The 15,849-nt window shown below is 65.9% G+C and carries 21 protein-coding genes and 2 tRNA genes; 10 read left to right on the forward strand and 13 right to left on the reverse strand.

Annotation, left to right across the window (positions count from 1 at the left end; all coding sequences use genetic code 11):
* Positions 1–73: 73 nt before the first annotated feature.
* The 10 genes from V6X30_RS00630 (at position 74) to V6X30_RS00675 (ending at position 7,340) form a co-directional block, all read left to right on the forward strand.
* Positions 74–1,561, forward strand: a complete 1,488-nt coding sequence (locus V6X30_RS00630; RefSeq protein ID WP_367982705.1) for a tetratricopeptide repeat protein — start codon at positions 74–76, stop codon at positions 1,559–1,561.
* Positions 1,558–2,169 carry a lipoprotein insertase outer membrane protein LolB gene (lolB, locus tag V6X30_RS00635; protein WP_367982706.1) on the forward strand — a complete coding sequence of 204 codons (612 nt, stop codon included), beginning with the start codon at positions 1,558–1,560 and terminating at the stop codon, positions 2,167–2,169. Before V6X30_RS00630 ends, lolB begins: the two co-directional genes overlap by 4 nt.
* Complete coding sequence (gene ispE / locus V6X30_RS00640; RefSeq protein ID WP_367982707.1) at positions 2,169–3,038, forward strand: 4-(cytidine 5'-diphospho)-2-C-methyl-D-erythritol kinase; 870 nt, start codon at positions 2,169–2,171, stop codon at positions 3,036–3,038. The genes lolB and ispE overlap by 1 nt, the downstream gene beginning before the upstream one ends.
* Positions 3,029–3,103, forward strand: a tRNA-Gln gene (locus tag V6X30_RS00645). The genes ispE and V6X30_RS00645 overlap by 10 nt, the downstream gene beginning before the upstream one ends.
* A gap of 47 nt (positions 3,104–3,150) precedes the next feature.
* Positions 3,151–4,089 carry a ribose-phosphate diphosphokinase gene (locus V6X30_RS00650; RefSeq protein WP_367982708.1) on the forward strand — a complete coding sequence of 313 codons (939 nt, stop codon included), beginning with the start codon at positions 3,151–3,153 and terminating at the stop codon, positions 4,087–4,089.
* Positions 4,090–4,138: 49 nt separating this feature from the next.
* A complete protein-coding gene (locus V6X30_RS00655) occupies positions 4,139–4,816 on the forward strand; it encodes a 50S ribosomal protein L25/general stress protein Ctc (RefSeq protein WP_367982709.1) in 678 nt (225 codons plus the stop codon).
* A 24-nt stretch (positions 4,817–4,840) separates the two neighbouring features.
* Entirely contained in the window at positions 4,841–5,425 is a 585-nt protein-coding gene (gene pth, locus V6X30_RS00660) for an aminoacyl-tRNA hydrolase (RefSeq protein ID WP_367982710.1), read from the forward strand.
* Positions 5,426–5,434: 9 nt separating this feature from the next.
* A complete protein-coding gene (gene ychF / locus V6X30_RS00665; protein ID WP_367982711.1) occupies positions 5,435–6,526 on the forward strand; it encodes a redox-regulated ATPase YchF in 1,092 nt (363 codons plus the stop codon).
* Positions 6,527–6,581: 55 nt separating this feature from the next.
* A tRNA-Met gene (locus V6X30_RS00670) sits at positions 6,582–6,658 on the forward strand.
* A gap of 136 nt (positions 6,659–6,794) precedes the next feature.
* Positions 6,795–7,340, forward strand: a complete 546-nt coding sequence (locus V6X30_RS00675; protein WP_367982712.1) for a porin family protein — start codon at positions 6,795–6,797, stop codon at positions 7,338–7,340.
* A 63-nt stretch (positions 7,341–7,403) separates the two neighbouring features.
* Here V6X30_RS00675 and V6X30_RS00680 read toward each other — a convergent pair whose 3' ends face one another.
* From V6X30_RS00680 to V6X30_RS00740, 13 genes are all read right to left on the reverse strand, one after another.
* Positions 7,404–7,844: a hypothetical protein gene (locus V6X30_RS00680; RefSeq protein ID WP_367982713.1), complete on the reverse strand. Its 441-nt coding sequence runs from the start codon at positions 7,842–7,844 to the stop codon at positions 7,404–7,406.
* Between the two features lie 37 nt (positions 7,845–7,881).
* Positions 7,882–8,352 carry a curli-like amyloid fiber formation chaperone CsgH gene (gene csgH, locus V6X30_RS00685; protein ID WP_367982714.1) on the reverse strand — a complete coding sequence of 157 codons (471 nt, stop codon included), beginning with the start codon at positions 8,350–8,352 and terminating at the stop codon, positions 7,882–7,884.
* A 15-nt stretch (positions 8,353–8,367) separates the two neighbouring features.
* Complete coding sequence (locus V6X30_RS00690; RefSeq protein ID WP_367982715.1) at positions 8,368–9,120, reverse strand: hypothetical protein; 753 nt, start codon at positions 9,118–9,120, stop codon at positions 8,368–8,370.
* Positions 9,121–9,280: 160 nt separating this feature from the next.
* Complete coding sequence (locus V6X30_RS00695; protein WP_367982716.1) at positions 9,281–10,138, reverse strand: CsgG/HfaB family protein; 858 nt, start codon at positions 10,136–10,138, stop codon at positions 9,281–9,283.
* Positions 10,135–10,563 (reverse strand): curli assembly protein CsgF, encoded by a 429-nt coding sequence (locus tag V6X30_RS00700; RefSeq protein ID WP_367982717.1) that lies wholly within the window; start codon positions 10,561–10,563, stop codon positions 10,135–10,137. The genes V6X30_RS00695 and V6X30_RS00700 overlap by 4 nt, the downstream gene beginning before the upstream one ends.
* An 18-nt stretch (positions 10,564–10,581) precedes the next feature.
* Positions 10,582–11,046, reverse strand: a complete 465-nt coding sequence (locus V6X30_RS00705) for a CsgE family curli-type amyloid fiber assembly protein (RefSeq protein ID WP_367982718.1) — start codon at positions 11,044–11,046, stop codon at positions 10,582–10,584.
* On the reverse strand, positions 11,043–11,606 hold the full coding sequence (locus V6X30_RS00710) for a helix-turn-helix transcriptional regulator (RefSeq protein WP_367982719.1): 564 nt from the start codon (positions 11,604–11,606) through the stop codon (positions 11,043–11,045). The genes V6X30_RS00705 and V6X30_RS00710 overlap by 4 nt, the downstream gene beginning before the upstream one ends.
* A 386-nt stretch (positions 11,607–11,992) precedes the next feature.
* Positions 11,993–13,348, reverse strand: coding sequence for a magnesium transporter (gene mgtE, locus V6X30_RS00715; RefSeq protein WP_367982720.1), 1,356 nt, complete (start codon positions 13,346–13,348; stop codon positions 11,993–11,995).
* Between the two features lie 18 nt (positions 13,349–13,366).
* On the reverse strand, positions 13,367–13,654 hold the full coding sequence (locus V6X30_RS00720; protein ID WP_367982721.1) for an HPr family phosphocarrier protein: 288 nt from the start codon (positions 13,652–13,654) through the stop codon (positions 13,367–13,369).
* Positions 13,641–14,069 (reverse strand): PTS sugar transporter subunit IIA, encoded by a 429-nt coding sequence (locus tag V6X30_RS00725; RefSeq protein ID WP_367982722.1) that lies wholly within the window; start codon positions 14,067–14,069, stop codon positions 13,641–13,643. The genes V6X30_RS00720 and V6X30_RS00725 overlap by 14 nt, the downstream gene beginning before the upstream one ends.
* Positions 14,066–14,914, reverse strand: coding sequence for an RNase adapter RapZ (gene rapZ / locus V6X30_RS00730; protein WP_367982723.1), 849 nt, complete (start codon positions 14,912–14,914; stop codon positions 14,066–14,068). The genes V6X30_RS00725 and rapZ overlap by 4 nt, the downstream gene beginning before the upstream one ends.
* The gene (locus tag V6X30_RS00735; RefSeq protein ID WP_367982724.1) at positions 14,905–15,375 is read right to left on the reverse strand and encodes an HPr kinase/phosphorylase; all 471 of its coding nucleotides are present in this window, start codon (positions 15,373–15,375) and stop codon (positions 14,905–14,907) included. The genes rapZ and V6X30_RS00735 overlap by 10 nt, the downstream gene beginning before the upstream one ends.
* Complete coding sequence (locus V6X30_RS00740; protein ID WP_367982725.1) at positions 15,372–15,848, reverse strand: PTS sugar transporter subunit IIA; 477 nt, start codon at positions 15,846–15,848, stop codon at positions 15,372–15,374. The genes V6X30_RS00735 and V6X30_RS00740 overlap by 4 nt, the downstream gene beginning before the upstream one ends.
* Position 15,849: the final 1 nt, after the last annotated feature.

A 15,849-nucleotide genomic window follows, 5' to 3' on the forward strand; every position in this document is an offset into this window, starting at 1 on the left:
CAGGTTCGCTAACCGCAAGCCATGGCGGCCGAATTCGACCCGGTGTCCGGGTGCGCGGACCGGGCCCTTGCTGATGGCCTGGCTGCTGACGGCCTGCGTGCCCATGGCCGGCAACGATGTGCCCGTGGCTGAGCGCGCCGACACCCGCGTGGCCGTGTCCGCCGATGCCGTGGCAACAGGCGTGGAATCGCCCATGCATCGGGTCATGGCGGCGGAGCTCGCGGCCGTGCGGGGGCACTTCGAGCGCGCCAGCGCGCTGTATGCCGAGGCCGCCGAACAGATTCGTGATCCCGAGGTCATGGCCCGCGCCGTACAGGTCGCCCTTCGCGCCGATCGGCCCGAGCGTGCGATCGCGCTGGCACGGCGTTGGGTGGGGTTGGCACCGGACAGCATCGAAGCAAAGCAGCTCCTCGGCGTGATGCAGCTGCGCGCCGGTCAGAGTGATGTGGCGATGCAGACCCTGCTGGATAGCGTTCCGCCACCCGGCCCGAATCGAAATCCGGCGATTGCCCGACTGGGTGCATTGCTGCTCGATGGCGCGCTGCCGCCTGAGGCCCTCGATATCATGCAGGCCATCGCCCGCGCCGCACCGCGCTCGGAAGCGGCGAAGCTCGCACTGGCCCGGCTTGCGCTGGCGCGGGGAGAGCCGGCCATCGCCCTCCGCGCGGTGGATGAAGCGCTCGCGGATCGGCCCGACTGGGTCAGCGCCCTTCTCCTGCGCTCCGACGCCCTGCTGGCCCTCGATCGCCCGAATGCCGCCGTCGCCATCTTCGAGAATCTGCTGGTGGACTCGCCGGACAACCGTGCCCTGCGTCGCGACTATGCGCGGATCCTGCTCGATCTGGGCCGGGATGCCGAGGCGCTGATGCAGTATCGGGATCTGGTCACCGCCGGTGCGACGCATCCGCAGTTGCTCAGCACCGCTGCCATCCTGGCCATGCAGGCCGGCGATGACGAGTTGGCGCTGGAGGCATTGCGGCGTCTGCGCCAGGCGAACCCCGGTTTTCGCGCCCGCAGCCTGTTGCTGGAGGGCGGGCTGTTGCGTCGTGCCGACCGCTTCGAGGAGAGTCTGGCGGTCTTCAACCGCGGCCTCCGGGACTATCCGGGCAACACGGAGCTGCGCTACGGGCGGGCGATGACCCGGATCATGGATGGCGATCTCAACGGCGGTGAGACGGACCTGCGGCGGATTCTGCAGGATGACCCCGGCGACGCCCGCACGCTCAATGCGCTGGGTTACACCCTGGTGGATCAGACCGATCGCATTGCTGAGGGGGCGGTGCTCATCGAGCGGGCCTACGCCATCAAGCCGGATGACCCGGCCATTATCGACAGCATGGGTTGGGCCGCCTATCGCCAGGGTGATCCTGAGCGCGCCCTGGGGTACCTGCGCCGGGCCCACGAGCTGACCGACGGTGATGCCGAGATCGCCGCCCATCTGGGGGAGGTGCTCTGGGTGCTCGGCCAGCGTGAGGCGGCACGGGATATCTGGGCGCAGGCGGCCGCCAACGATGCCGATCACCCCGTCCTGCGGGAAACCCGGGAGCGGCTGAATCCATGATCGGGCTGGCGCGATGGCGATGGCTGGCGATGGCTGGCCTGGTTCTGGTTCTCCTGGCGGGTTGCGCGGTGCGGGCGCCACAGCCGGTGGATGCCGGTCGAGTCGTGATGGTCGAGGACTGGGATGCGCCGCCGGCGCCGGACGCCTGGTCGTTCAGCGGCCGGACATCGTTGCGGCTCGGGGATCAGGGGGCCACCGCCACGGTGTCCTGGGCGCAGGATGAAACCGCCTACCGGATCGATCTGCGTGGCGCGCTCGGCGTCGGCAGCCTGCGCATCGTCGGCGATGAGCCCGGCGTGCAGCTGACCACCGCGGATGGCAAGCGTTATGAAGCCGGCAGTCCCCGCGAGCTGGTTCGGGCCATTACCGGCTATGACCTGCCGGTGGGCTTTCTGCGCCACTGGGTCACGGCCAGCCCCGTGCCCTGGCTGGATGGTCGGGTCACCCTGGATGAAGCGGGGCGGCCGCGGCTGCTGCAACAGGATGGCTGGGACGTGACATTCGACGGATACCGCCCGGTTGGCGGTTATCGGCTGCCCGGCCGGGTCGGCGTCACCCACGAGGATATGGCCATCCGCCTGGTCATCGGCGATTGGCGACTGCGCTGATGGGTGAAGTCTCCCGTGGCTGGCCGGCGCCGGCCAAGATCAACCGCTTTCTGCATGTCATCGGCCGTCGGGCCGATGGGTATCACGAACTACAGACGTTCTTTCAGTTCGTTGATCCGGTGGACGAGCTGGCCTTTGCGATCACATCGGATGGCACCATCCGTCGCGACGGCGGGCTGCCCGGTCTGGCGCCGCAATCGGATCTGGCGGTCCGTGCGGCGATGGCCCTCAAGCAGGCGGTGGGCACGGAACAGGGCGTCCGGATTCACCTGGATAAGCATATCCCGGCGGGTGGTGGCCTCGGCGGCGGCTCCTCGGATGCGGCCACGACGCTGGTGGCCCTCAATGCGCTCTGGGGCTGCGGCCTGTCATCCAGCGGACTCGAGCGAATCGGCCTGGAGCTGGGTGCCGATGTGCCGGTGTTCGTGCGGGGCGAGGCCTGTTGGGCGGAGGGTATTGGCGAGCAGCTGTCGCCACAGCGGCTCGATTGCCCCTGGATGGTCGTCGTCGATCCCGGCGTCGCCGTGGAGACGCGGGCGGTGTTCGCTGACACCAAATTGACACGTCATGGAGAGCGTATAACAATACGCGGCTTCGAAACCGGGGCGGCGAGAAACGACTGCGAGCCGGTGGTGCGCCGGATGGTTCCGGCGGTGGGGGAGGCACTGGATGCCCTGGCGGTATTCGGTCCGACCCGCCTGACAGGCACGGGGGGGTGCCTGTTCGCCACATTCGACGACAGGACGTCCGCCGAGCACGCCGCGGCCGGGGTCCGGGGGCACTGGAGCGCCTGGGTGACCCGGGCACGGAATCGCTCACCTTTGCTCGACCGCCTCGACGCCGATAGGGCACGAACGACTGGGGCGTAGCCAAGCGGTAAGGCACGGGGTTTTGATCCCCGGATTCGCAGGTTCGAATCCTGCCGCCCCAGCCAATTTCCGACAGCCACCGCAGGGTGCCGCCGCCATGGAAAACGGAAGCATGATGGTGTTCACGGGGAACGCCAATCCCGCACTGGCCCGATCCGTGGCCGCCCATCTGAAGATCCGGTTGGGTGATGCATTGGTCACCAGCTTCAGTGACGGTGAAGTGCAGGTCGAGATCAACGAGCACGTCCGCGGGCATGACGTCTTCATCATCCAGCCCACCTGCCAGCCCACCAACGACAACCTCATGGAACTGCTGGTGATCGCCGACGCGCTCCGGCGTTCCTCGGCGGCACGGATCACGGCGGTGGTCCCATACTACGGCTACGCCCGTCAGGATCGTCGCCAGCGCTCGCAGCGGGTGCCGATCACGGCCAAGCTCGCCGCGGACATGATCACCACGGCCGGCATCAACCGGGTGATCACGGTGGATCTGCATGCCGACCAGATCCAGGGCTTTTTCAACATCCCGGTGGACAATGTCTACGCCTCGCCGGTTCTGCTCGGCGACATCTGGCGCCAGACGCATCCCGACAAGATCGTGGTCTCACCGGATGTCGGGGGTGTGCTGCGCGCCCGGGCGGTGGCCCGGCGGCTTGACAACGCCGATCTGGCCATCATCGACAAGCGCCGGCCCCGGGCCAACGAACTCGAGGTCATGAATATCATCGGCGATGTCGAGGACAAGACCTGTATTATCGTCGACGACATCATCGATACCGCCGGTACGCTATGCCAGGCCGCCACGGCGCTCAAGGAGCGCGGCGCCGGCAAGGTGGTGGCCTACATTACCCACCCGGTACTCTCCGGGCCGGCCATCGAGCGTATCGAGAACAGTCATCTGGACGAGCTGGTGGTCACCGACAGTATCCCGCTGTCGGAGCCCGCCCGTGCCAGTGAAAGGATTCGCCAGCTGTCGCTGGCGGAAATGCTCGCCGAGACGATGCGGCGGGTGAACAACGACGAGTCGGTCAGCGAGCTTTTCGTCGACTGACTGCCGTAACGCCCCTGGTCGCGGGGGCCACAATGGAGACAGACAAGCAATGAGCGTTGAACTGAAACTGGACGCCACCGTTCGCGACGACCAGGGCAAGGGTGCGAGCCGCCGCCTGCGTCGCGCGAAGCGGATCCCCGGCATCCTCTATGGCGCCGGCAAGAAGCCGGTGGCGCTGACCTTCGACGAGGAGCAGATCCTGCGCCTGATGCGTGAGGAGGCCTTCTTCTCGCAGATCCTGGACGTCAAGGTGAAGGGCAAGCGCACCGAAAAGGCCATCCTGAAGGACCTGCAGCGGCATCCCTTCAAGCCGCTCGTCTCGCACCTCGACCTGCTGCGGATCAAGGCCGGCGAGAAGATGCGCCAGCATGTGCCCATCCATTTCCTCAACCAGGAGGATGCCGTGGGCGTGAAGCAGGGCGGTGGTGTGGTCCACCACGATGCCATCGAGGTCGAGGTGGAGTGCCTGCCCGATGATCTGCCGGCCGCCATCGATGTGGACATCGCCGAGCTCGATGTCGGCAGCTCGCTGCACCTCTCCGAGATCACCGCACCCGAGGGCGTCGCCTTCCCGGGGCTCGATCCGGAAACCGATCATGACCCGGTTCTGGTGAGCATTCACGCCCCGCGCAAGGCGGTCGAGGAGTCCGAGGAGGGCGAGGGTGCCGAAGCCGGTGGTGAGGCCGGTGGCGGAGAAGGCGCCGGCGAGTCGGAAGATCAGGGCTGATCCCGGCGCGGTGTCCATGCGGACATGAGCACCACGGCGATACGGCTGATCGTCGGCCTCGGTAACCCGGGGCCGAAGTACACGGGAACCCGGCACAATGCCGGGTTCTGGTTTGTTGAGGCCCTGGCCGATCGGGCCGGTGTCCCGCTGCGGGCCGAGCGCAAGTTCCATGGCATGGCCGGTCGCTGGCGGGAGGGGGGTGCCGACGTGCACCTGCTCTGCCCGACCACCTACATGAACCACAGCGGCCGCGCTGTGGCCGCGCTGGCGAATTTCCACCGCATCCCGCCGGAGGCGATTCTGGTGGTGCATGACGAGATCGATCTCCCGCCGGGCATCGTGCGCCTGAAACGCGGTGGCGGGCATGGTGGACACAATGGCCTGCGCGATATCGTGGCCGCCCTGGGCACCCGCGAATTCGCGCGGCTGCGGCTCGGGGTGGGGCATCCCGGCAGCAGTGACCAGGTGATCCCCTACGTCCTCCATGCGCCGGGCCGGGCCGAACGGGCCGACATTGATGCCGCCATTGCCGCGGCACTGGATGTCCTGCCCTGGCTCGCCGGTGGCGATTGGGATCGGGCCCAGCAACAGTTGCATACGCAAGACTGAGGACAGTCGATGGGATTTAAATGCGGTATCGTCGGGCTGCCCAATGTGGGCAAGTCGACACTCTTCAACGCCCTGACACAGAACGAGATTCCGGCGGAGAACTACCCGTTCTGCACCATCGACCCCAATGTCGGGATCGTGCCGGTGCCGGATCCGCGGCTCGATAAGCTGGCCGAACTGGTCAAGCCTGAGAGCGTCATCCCTACGACCATGGAGTTCGTCGACATTGCCGGCCTGGTGGCGGGGGCGTCACGCGGCGAGGGGTTGGGCAACCAGTTTCTCGCCAATATCCGCGAGACCGATGCCATCGCTCATGTGGTGCGCTGCTTCGAGAGCGAGGATGTGCATCACGTCGAGGGGCGGGTGGATCCGGTGGAGGACATCGAGACCATCAATACCGAGCTGCTGCTGGCCGACATGGATACCGTCGAAAAGGCGCTGGATCGCTACGAGCGGCGGGCAAAATCGGCGGATAAGGCGGCCATTGCCACCCGTGATGCGCTCAAGGCCATGGCCTCGGCGCTGGATCAGAGTGTGCCGGTGCGGGCGCAGGATCTCGACGAGACCGGCGAGGCGGTTCTGCGTGAGCTACACCTCCTGACGGCCAAGCCTGTGCTCTATGTCGCCAATGTCAACGAGGAAGGCCTGGTCGACAATGCCCAGCTGGCCGCCGTCGAGGCCCTCGCGGAGCGCGAGGGAGCGCTGGTGGTGCCGCTCTGCGCCGCCATCGAGGCCGAGCTCGCTCAGCTCGATGCGGGAGAACAGGGCGAGCTGCTGGCGGCCTACGAGCTCGAGGAGCCCGGGCTGAACCGCCTGATCCGCACCGGGTATGCCCTGTTGGATCTGCTCACGTTCTTCACCGCCGGGCCGAAGGAGGTACGGGCCTGGACCGTGCGCCGCGGTGCGACGGCACCCCAGGCGGCCGGTCGCATCCATACGGATTTCGAGCGCGGGTTCATTCGCGCCGAGGTCATCGGTTTCGAGGATTATGTGCGGTCGGGCAGTGAGCAGGCGGCCAAGGAGCAGGGCCTGATGCGTCTCGAGGGCAAGGATTACGTCATGCGCGAGGGGGATGTCTGCCACTTCCGGTTCAATGTCTGAGCGGGGATTTGACAGCGCTGCCGCGGCTCTGGATACTTCCCGTCCTTGCCTGAATGGCTACGTAGCTCAGCTGGTTAGAGCACATCACTCATAATGATGGGGTCGGTGGTTCGAATCCACCCGTAGCCACCATATTCCTGCCTCAAGCCGACTGGCACGGGCTGCTGACCGGCTCGGTTACTACGACTGAATATGCAATGCAAACAGGCACTTGGGTGCCTCTATCCGGTCTGACTCTGCGTCATCACAAGCGTGGAGGGAAGACTGCATGAAAAATCGTGCAACCATGCCGGCAGTCCTGCTGGCGGGAACGCTGGCCATGGCCGGCAACGGCGCCGCCGACGCGCGGTTCATCGAGGAAGCCTATCTGGGGGCCGGCGTCATGCCCTGGTCCTACGAGGGCTCGGGTGAGGATGTCGACGCCATTGGCGGACGACTGGTCGGTGGGGTCATGTTCAGTGACTACCTGGGCGTTGAGGCGCACTTCGCCTGGATGGGCGAAGACGACTCGGGAACCGACCGCATGGTGGAACTGGATTCGGTGGACAGCGTGCTGGTGCGGCTCAACCGGCCGCTGAACGAGACCTTCGATGTCTACGCCCTGGCGGGGTTCTCGTCGGTGCGCATGGTGCTGCGACCGTTCACGATCGCCGGGACCGACGAGGCGCCTTCGGATTCGGGGGTGAGCTTCGGGGCGGGCAGTCAGTTCCGCTTTGCCGAAGATTTCTCGGTGGCGGTGGACGCGGTGAGCTATCTGAGCGAGCCGGACTTCGACTTCATGGCGCTGAGCGCATCCCTGCGCTGGCATTTCTGAGGCGCGTTCAAACACCCGGAATGCGGTCACGCCCGATCATCGGGGCGTGACCGTCCGGTCGGGTCAGCGGCCGACGGTGACCTCGACGTTCAGGCCGTCACCATGCTGGCGCACCGCTACCCCGGTTCGCGTGCCCGCCTGCTGTTCCACCCGCGCGTTGTTGATATCGCCGACCTGCTGGATGGCGGCTGCCTGCGGGTGCCAGCCGAACTGCAGGATGCGGGCGTTGTTGCCGCTGCCCTGCTGGTCGATCAGCGCCTCATGGCCCATGCCGCGTTGCAGGATGCCGGCTTGATTGGCGTCGCCCTGCTGATTGATGGCGGCCTCATGCCATAGACCCTGCTGATCGATTCGGGCCTGGTTGCCGCTGCCGTTGTGCACGGCCGGGGTCAGTTCCGGCGCGGCCAGATCACCGAGGGGGGAGGCGACACTGACCGTCCAGGGCGCGCCGCTCAGCAGCGCGCCGAGGAGCGTGCCATACGCCAGTCGGGAAAGCCTTTTCATACCGTGATCTCCTGTCGGGTCGGGCGGTCGGGCCGGCCTAATGGGCCATGACCCAGGCGCCGCTCATGGGATAGGTTTCGCGCACCTGCAGTGGTGCAGCGCCGTCGGGTTCCACATCCAGGCGCACCTCGATGCGCCGCGGATCCGTTGTCGAGAGGCTGATCCTGGCGAGCGTCGTCGGACTGGACTGAATCTGCGCTCGACTGCTGTCGCGGCTCCGGGTGGTACCGGCATCGCTCACGGATTCAATCACCAGCGCATAGCGGGCTGTCACCGGCCGCGGCGCGATGGCATGCGCGCTGATGGTGACCGTCTGACCCTGTTCGTCGAATTCCACCCAGGCGCGAATGGGCGGATCGTTGTCGGCGTCGGCCATGCCGGGCTGGATGCCCACCAGGGTGATCAGGCCGAGGGCGAGTGGAGCAAGGAGTGCGTGGCTTTGAGGCATGGAGAAGGGCATGGGAATGACTCCGCGGTAGGCGGGACCCGCCACCGGGTGGCGGGTCATCCGTTGGTCAGCGCCTTAACGGGCCGACTGATCGATCGAGGCGTAATGGCCCACCCCGTCCTGGGTCACCTGGGCCATGTTGCCGCGATCCCGCTGGGTCACTTCGGCGACATGGTAGGAGCCGCTCTGCAGGATATCGGTCATGTTGCCACGACCCCGCTGATTGACCCTGGCGACGCTCTCGAATGCGTCATCCTGGGCCACCGTCATCACGTTTTCCCGGCCGCGCTGACGGAGCTCGGCGTAGTTGCCACCCCAACCCGACTGCTCCAGCGTCATCTCGTTCATGCGGCCGCGCTGATCCACATCGGCCACGTTGCCCCAGTCCTCCTGGGTAATGGTGATGCTGCCTTCGCGACCACGCTGGGTGACATCCGAGGTGTTCGACCAGCCGTCCTGGTTGATCTCCACCATGCCGTCACGGCCACGCCGGTCGATCATGGCACTGTTGTTGCCACCGCCGGTCTGGTTGATGGTGGTCTCGTTACCGCGGCCCTCCTGCTCGATGGAGGCCTCCTGCTGATAGCCGCTCTGGGTGATCGTGGCGGTCAGCTCCCGGCCGTCCTGCTCGATGCTGGCGACATGGTCGACGCCGTCCTGGTTGATGGTGGCCATATTGGCGCCAAAGCCGCCGCCGTTACCCATGCCGCCGCCGCCATGGTCGCCGCCGCCGTGATCGTGATCATCCTGCGCCATGGCAGTGCCCATGGTCATGCCGAGCATGAGCGCCAGCGAGAGGGCAGAAACCGTTTTGGGCTTCCTGATCATGGTGTTCTCCTGTATTCCGAATCGCGAAAAAATGATTGCGTGATGCCCCTGGGGTTCTTCGGCAATTCCGTTTGCCGGAGAACCCGTCGGGGCAATTCCAGAGTAGGTTCAGGGGAGGGTGGTCGGAATACGGAATGCGACGGAAATGATGGCCGGGGAGTCAGGAACTCTGCGGTGATTCCTGGCGGGCCGTTTCCTGGTGCTCGAGAAACGCCTGGTTGTAGGTCTGGATCACGGGAGCATTCCAGTCATCGGCATTGGCGAGACGCCAGTGATCCTCGGAAAGTCCACGGACAATCAGATGGATCAATGCTGCGTTAATGGCGTCATGGGTGGCCAGATAACGGGGCTCGTTATAGGTGTAGCCCGCTTCGATCTCGAGCAGTCGCTGATTGCGCACGAAACGGAAAAGCCCGCCTTCGAGCTGATAGGAATAGATGGTCTTGGTCGTGGTGACGGCGGCCAGGACCTCGCCATTGCTCACGTTGACCGCGCGCAGGCTCACCGTCACCTGATCGATGACATAGGCCTCGCTGGCACCCAGGCCAAAGTAACGGGCCCCGAAACCGCCGGTGGTGGTGTTGCGGTCATAGCCGGTGACCCCCCCCTCGAACAGCACCCGCGCGTCCTGGAGCGTGGCGACGTTGGTATTGAGTTGACGGGCGACGCGACGCTCGGTGAGCAGATCCTGCAACCCCTCCCGCTCCAGCGGGCGGAACCAGCCCGAGCGTAATAACGCCTCGGTGAGTAGGCTGCCGCCGCCCTGGGTGACCGCGGTGGAAAGGTTGCTGCTGGGCGACTCGCGGTACTGCCCGGTGAGATCGCGGAAGCCGTAGACGGCCGCTGGAATGACCCCGGCCGGGTCCGGCAGTTCGAGCAGATCGCCATAGGTGGTCGATGCCGATGCCAGACCGGGGCGCTCCATGGTGGCCCAGTCGGGGGGGCGATCGCCATCAAGGGTGGTACAGCCCACGATGACGAACCCCATGGACAGAATCAGGCTGCGTTTGACGATCATAGCTGGTTGTTGATGTTGATTTCGGTGAATTCGCTGCTCCCCTCATCCCTTGCAAAGATCGACAGCTCGCCTTCGGTTTCGGTGAAGCGCAGTTCGAAGTCGCCGATGCTGAAGAGCCGTGTGCCGTCGAACGGGATCAGCTGGCCCTCGTCATCGAGCAGGCCGATGTTGCTGGTGCTCGCCCGCGAGACATCGCGCAGCAGTGCCTCCTGCAGGTCTTCCTCGAAGCGTTCGATGGAAGTGCGCGCGGGCCGCCGTGCCGCCTGCAGCGGCGCCCGGCTGGTATCCTGGGTGGTGGCGCGCTGAAAGCGCTGGCTCAGCATGCCGGGATCACCCGACTGGATGGGCTGATAGGTGAGGTCGGCCTGGGCCGTGGCGGCGAGGCCAATGCCTAGCAGGCAAAGGATGGGCATTCGTCCCTGCATGATGTCGCTCCTTGCGTGTCATTCGCCGGTCTGGTTGCGAAGTCTCGTCTGATAGTCGTCGATAATGCGGCTCACCTCCGCCACCGCCTGTTGGGCGGTTTCCTCGGGCGAGGGATTGCGCGGCCACACGCGGACTTGATAGATCGCCTGGCGCTGGTAGCGCACGATCACCTCGGTGCCCTCGCTCATCCAGGGCCGCTCTTCGATGGTGATCACGCCGTCGGCCACCACGGGCTGGCTGCGCCAGTGGCTGGCGAAGGCATCGCTGAAGCGGTCGCCCAGGGCGGTCACGGTGCGTTGCAGGACCATGTTGTCCAGGCCGTCGTTCTCCAGCGTGCCATCGGGCAGCGGCGGCGCTTCCAGCGGGCGCCCGTCGTCGATGGTGCCGTTCGCCTGATCCTCGGCCACGACATGCATGCCGGCGAGGGCGAGGACAATCAGCGCGATACCGGCCCATCCGCGATGGTGCCGGTGCCCGGTCATCGGCTGTCGACGAGCGGTAACGCCCGCTGTGCCCACATGGCGGCGGCGACGCGATTGGTGCAGCCGATCTTTCGATAGGCGTTGTAGAGATGCGTCTTGACGGTATGCGGGCTCACCGAGAGCTGGTCGGCAATGTGGTCATTGCTGAGGCCGAGCGCGAGGGCACGCAGCACGGCCATCTCCTTGCGGGTGAGCGTCTCGAGGTGATTCGCGATGCCGGCCCGGGTACGGCCGGTCTCGGGCTGGACCACGCTGCGGATCTTGGCGAGCAACTGGTCGACGGATTCGTTGTCGTGAAACGCCGCGACAACATCGCGTCGGCCCATGAAGTGCTGTAGATCGGCATTGGAGGGGACGTTCAGCAGGATCATCGGAGTCGTTGGCTTGCGCGAATCCGTTGTGGTGGCCCCATCGCCCAGCAGGTCGGCCACGGCGCGGTCGCTGCTGCGGATATCGAGAAGGATCAGGGCGGGGCGCTCGCACTGCATGAGGGCATTCAGCTGCGAGGGGGAGGCCAGGTAGGTGCGGCAGATGCCATAGTCGGAAAGATACTTGCCCATCAATCTATTCTGGATGGTTGAATCGCAGAGCAGCATGGCGGTGGGAAGGGGGGTGGCCGGCTCAGTTGATAACCCGAACCGGGCCGAATAATGGCCATCCGGCTTGGCCGATTGAAACGCAGTTTTCTGGGCATTCCTTTCCATGGTTTACCTCGATACGGAATGGATGGGCTGATGGAGTGAATCATAGAGTCTGAATCTGATGCTTTTCCACACGCTTTGGATTGAGGCCAGTTAGGAACTTGTCATTAGAAATTACTTTACCTGATTTCTGGATATAAAGGATATTTAAAAAGCATGCTTCGAATGAACTAGTTCGAACAGGGGGGTAATGGATCGGGAGGGGCTTCCCGAATGAAACGGCGAACGGAAAAAAGCGGAAAGAATTAAAGCAGGAAGAACGTAGCGAGTCCGAGAAAGGACATGAATCCGATGACATCGGTGACGGTGGTGAGAACGACACCGCCGGCAAGGGCCGGATCAACGCCGAAGCGTTTGAGAACGAGCGGCACGCCGACACCGGAGAGGGCCGCGACGACGAGATTGATGGTCATGGCGGCGGCGATGATCGCGCCCAGTGCCGGCCGGCCGAACCAGAGAATGGCGATACCGGCGAGGATTCCGGCCCACAGGAGGCCGTTGAGCACACCGATGCCGAGCTCCTTGTAGAGCAGCGCCCGCGTGTTGCGTGAGGCGATCTGCCCCAGTGCCAGCGCCCGGATGACCAGCGCCAGCGTCTGCGTGCCGGCGATGCCGCCCATGCTGGCCACCACGGGCATCAGCACGGCCAGGGCGACGACCTGCTGGATGGTGGCCTCGAAGAGGCCGATCACATAGGCGGCGAGCAGCGCGGTGAGCAGATTCAGGCCCAGCCAGACGGCCCGGCGCCGCGTGCTGGACCAGATCGGTGCGAACAGGTCTTCTTCCTCGCCGAGGCCCGCCATGCTGAGGATGGAGCGCTCGGCCTCCTCCCGGATGACGTCGACTACGTCGTCGATGGTGATCCGGCCGATGAGCCGGCCGCGGGCATCCAGCACCGGCGCCGAGATCAGGTCACGGTCCTCGAACATCTTGGCCACTTCGCGATCCGACGTCTCCGCGGGGATCGCGACCGCCTCGGTATCCAGCACATCCTCGACACGGCCGGCGGGATCGCGGGTCAACAGATCACTGACCCGGAGTACGCCCAGGAAATGATCGAAGCGGCTGACCACGAACAGGTGGTCGGTGAGTTCGGGCATCTCCCCGCGCATGCGCAGGTAGCGCAGCACCACATCCAGGCTGACGTCGGGCCTCACCGTCACGGTATCGGTGTTCATCAGCCCGCCGGCGCTGTCCTCCGGGTAGGCGAGCACCGCTTCGAGCCGCTGGCGGTTCTGATTGTCGAGCGAACGCAGGATCTCGCCGGTCAGTGTCTTGGGCAGGTCCTGCATGAAGTCGGCGAGGTCGTCCATGTCCATGCCGGAGGTGGCCGCCAGCAGCTCCTGGTCGTCCATCTCCCGGATCAGCCCGCTGCGTACCTCATCGTTGACCTGCAGCAGCACATCGCCGCCGTTGGCCTCGTCCACCAGCTCCCAGAGAAGCTTGCGCTCGGGGGCCGGAAAGGACTCGAGCAGATTGGCTATTTCGGCGGGATGCAGCGCGTTGAGCATGCGGCGTGCCTCCGGCACCGTCCCGCCCTGCAGCAGGTCGGTGACGGTCTCGGCGACGCGCCCCTGCTTGTTCTCGCGTTCCTCTGCCATGGCGCTCCCCGCGCGGTGTCAGTCGGCCTCGCCGAAGCGATCGGCGAGCAGGGCACCAAGCGCCAGCAGCGCCTGGCTGCCATCGTCACCGCGGGTCGTCACGCTCAGCACACTGCCCTGACCGGCGGCCAGCATCATCAGACCCATGATGCTTTTGCCATTGGCCTCGTTGCCGTTGAACCGAACCTCGATGTCCGCGGTGTATTCGCTGGCGACGGCCACGAACCGGGCAGCGGCCCGGGCATGCAGGCCAAGACGGTTGACGATCTCGAGCTCGGCCTGTTGAACCGGATTATCCGCTGCCATCGCCGTTCCTGTCGGTGTCCGCCGCCGGTGGTGTCGCTTGAAGGATACCATTGCGGGCCGCGGCGAGTGCCGTCTCGGCCAGGGCATCCATGGACAGCCACGGGTAGTTGAGGATCCGCAGGAGCATGGGCAGGTTGAGGCCGGTGATGACCGGGTAGCCCCGGGCACGGCCGAGGGTGACCGCCAGATTGCCTGGAGTGGCTCCATAGGCATCGGTCAGGATGACCACGCCATCACCCTGGTCGAGCCGGTCGGCGAGGGCATCGGCGCGGCCATGCGCGGCCTCCGGCGATTCCGCGTCCTGTGGGCTGAGCGCTGCCGTCTCCAGCGGCAGGCGGCCGAGGATGGCCTCGGCGGTTTCCTGCAATGCCGCCCCAACGCCGGGATGAGTGATCAGCAGCAGGCCGGCGCTCACGGCAGCTCCCGGTGCCGGACCGTGACCGCGACATCATGCTGGCGCAGATTCGCCGCCAGCGCCTCGACCAGATAGACCGACCGGTGCTGTCCCCCGGTGCAGCCGATGGCGACGGTGAGGTAGCTGCGGTTCTCCGCCTCGAAAACCGGCAGCCAGTCCTCCATGAAATCGCTGATCTGGCGCCGGTAGCGGGCGACCAGCGGCGTCGCATCGAGGAAGTCGATGACCGGCTGGTCGCGTCCGGTCAGTGGCCGGAGTGCCGGCTGCCAGTGCGGGTTGGGCAGGCAACGGCTGTCGAACACGAAGTCGGCATCCGTGGGAGTGCCATGTTTATAGCCGAACGACTCCAGCTGGACGGACAGATGCGTCCTCGACTGGGTGAGCCGCGCACGAATGATGCCGCGCAGCTCGTGCAGCGTGGTACGGGTCGTATCCACGGTGAGGTCGGCCCGCTCGTGCAGCGGCATGAGCCGTTCCCGCTCGCCCTGGATGGCCTCGGCCAGCGGCAGATCGGGACCGCTCAGCGGATGGCGACGGCGGGTCTCGGAGAAGCGCTTGAGCAGGGTGGGGTCGTCTGCGTCGAGAAACACGATCTCGGCATCCAGCCCCTGCTCGCGGAGGCTGTCGAGAATGCTGGGGAACTGCGCCAGCGAGGCGGGCCGGTTACGCGCATCGATACCGACGGCATAGCTTTCCTCGCCGCCGGTATCGGCGATATGTCGGCCAAAGGCATCGAGCAGGTCCACCGGCAGATTGTCGATGCAGTAGAACCCTGAGTCTTCCAGCGTCGCGAGGGCGACACTCTTGCCCGATCCGGACAGGCCGCTGACGATGATCAGCCGCATGTCAGCGGCTCCGGGCGTGGCGATGCGGTTGGGCTGCCCGCGGCGATCACTTCCAGCAGGGCCGCAAGCGGCCGTCCGGGAGCGAGCGCCATGCGGGGACAGCGTGCCCCGTGGATGCGGGTTGACTGCCAATCAGCCTCGGCCGTCACTGACCGCGGCTCATCAACGAGATCAACGACCCGGTCAATGGGTGCCGACGGGGCGACCGCCCCGCGGCCGAAACACTGCACGACATCGATCAGTCCCGGGCCGCGCAGGCAAAGAAGCCCGGCGCCGGCCGCCGGCGCGCGGCCCACGAGCCCACCGTCCTCGTGGCGGATATCAACGGCATCGTCCGCCACCAGCCGATGCCCGGCATGGATCAGCGCCAGCGCTGTATCGCTCTTGCCACTGCCGGCCGGCCCGCGCAACAGAATACCGACCCCGCCGACGAGGACCAGCGTGCCGGGCGACAGGCTCATTCGTCGGGTGCTCCGCTGCGCCAGCCGCAGACGCTTTCGTAGAGGTCCTGGTCGGTCTCGCAGGCGCGCAGCCGCGCGCACAATGCCTCGTCCCGGAACATCTCCGCCAGCCGCGATAGGATGCGCAGATGCTCATCGTTGCTGTGCTCGGGCACCAGTAGCGCGAACAACAGATCCACGGGCCGCCGGTCAGCGGCGTCGAAGTCGATGGGCTCATCGAGCCGGATCAGTGCCGCCCGCGGCTGGTCAATGTCGGGGCTGCGGGTATGCGGCAGCGCGACGCCGCGACCGAGCCCCGTGCTGCCGAGCCGCTCACGCACGATCAGACCCTCGAAGATGCTACGGCTGATGTCCGGGTCGGCATCGGTGTCGGCCATCAGCTGCTCGCTGAGACGTTCCAGCGCGCGCTTCTTGCTGGTGACCGTGACGCCGCAGCGTGTCCGGGCCGCCGTGAGCAGTGTCGAAAGATCCATG

Source organism: Spiribacter sp. 1M189 (genome assembly GCF_040838345.1).
GTDB classification, from domain to species: Bacteria; Pseudomonadota; Gammaproteobacteria; order Nitrococcales; family Nitrococcaceae; genus Spiribacter; species Spiribacter insolitus.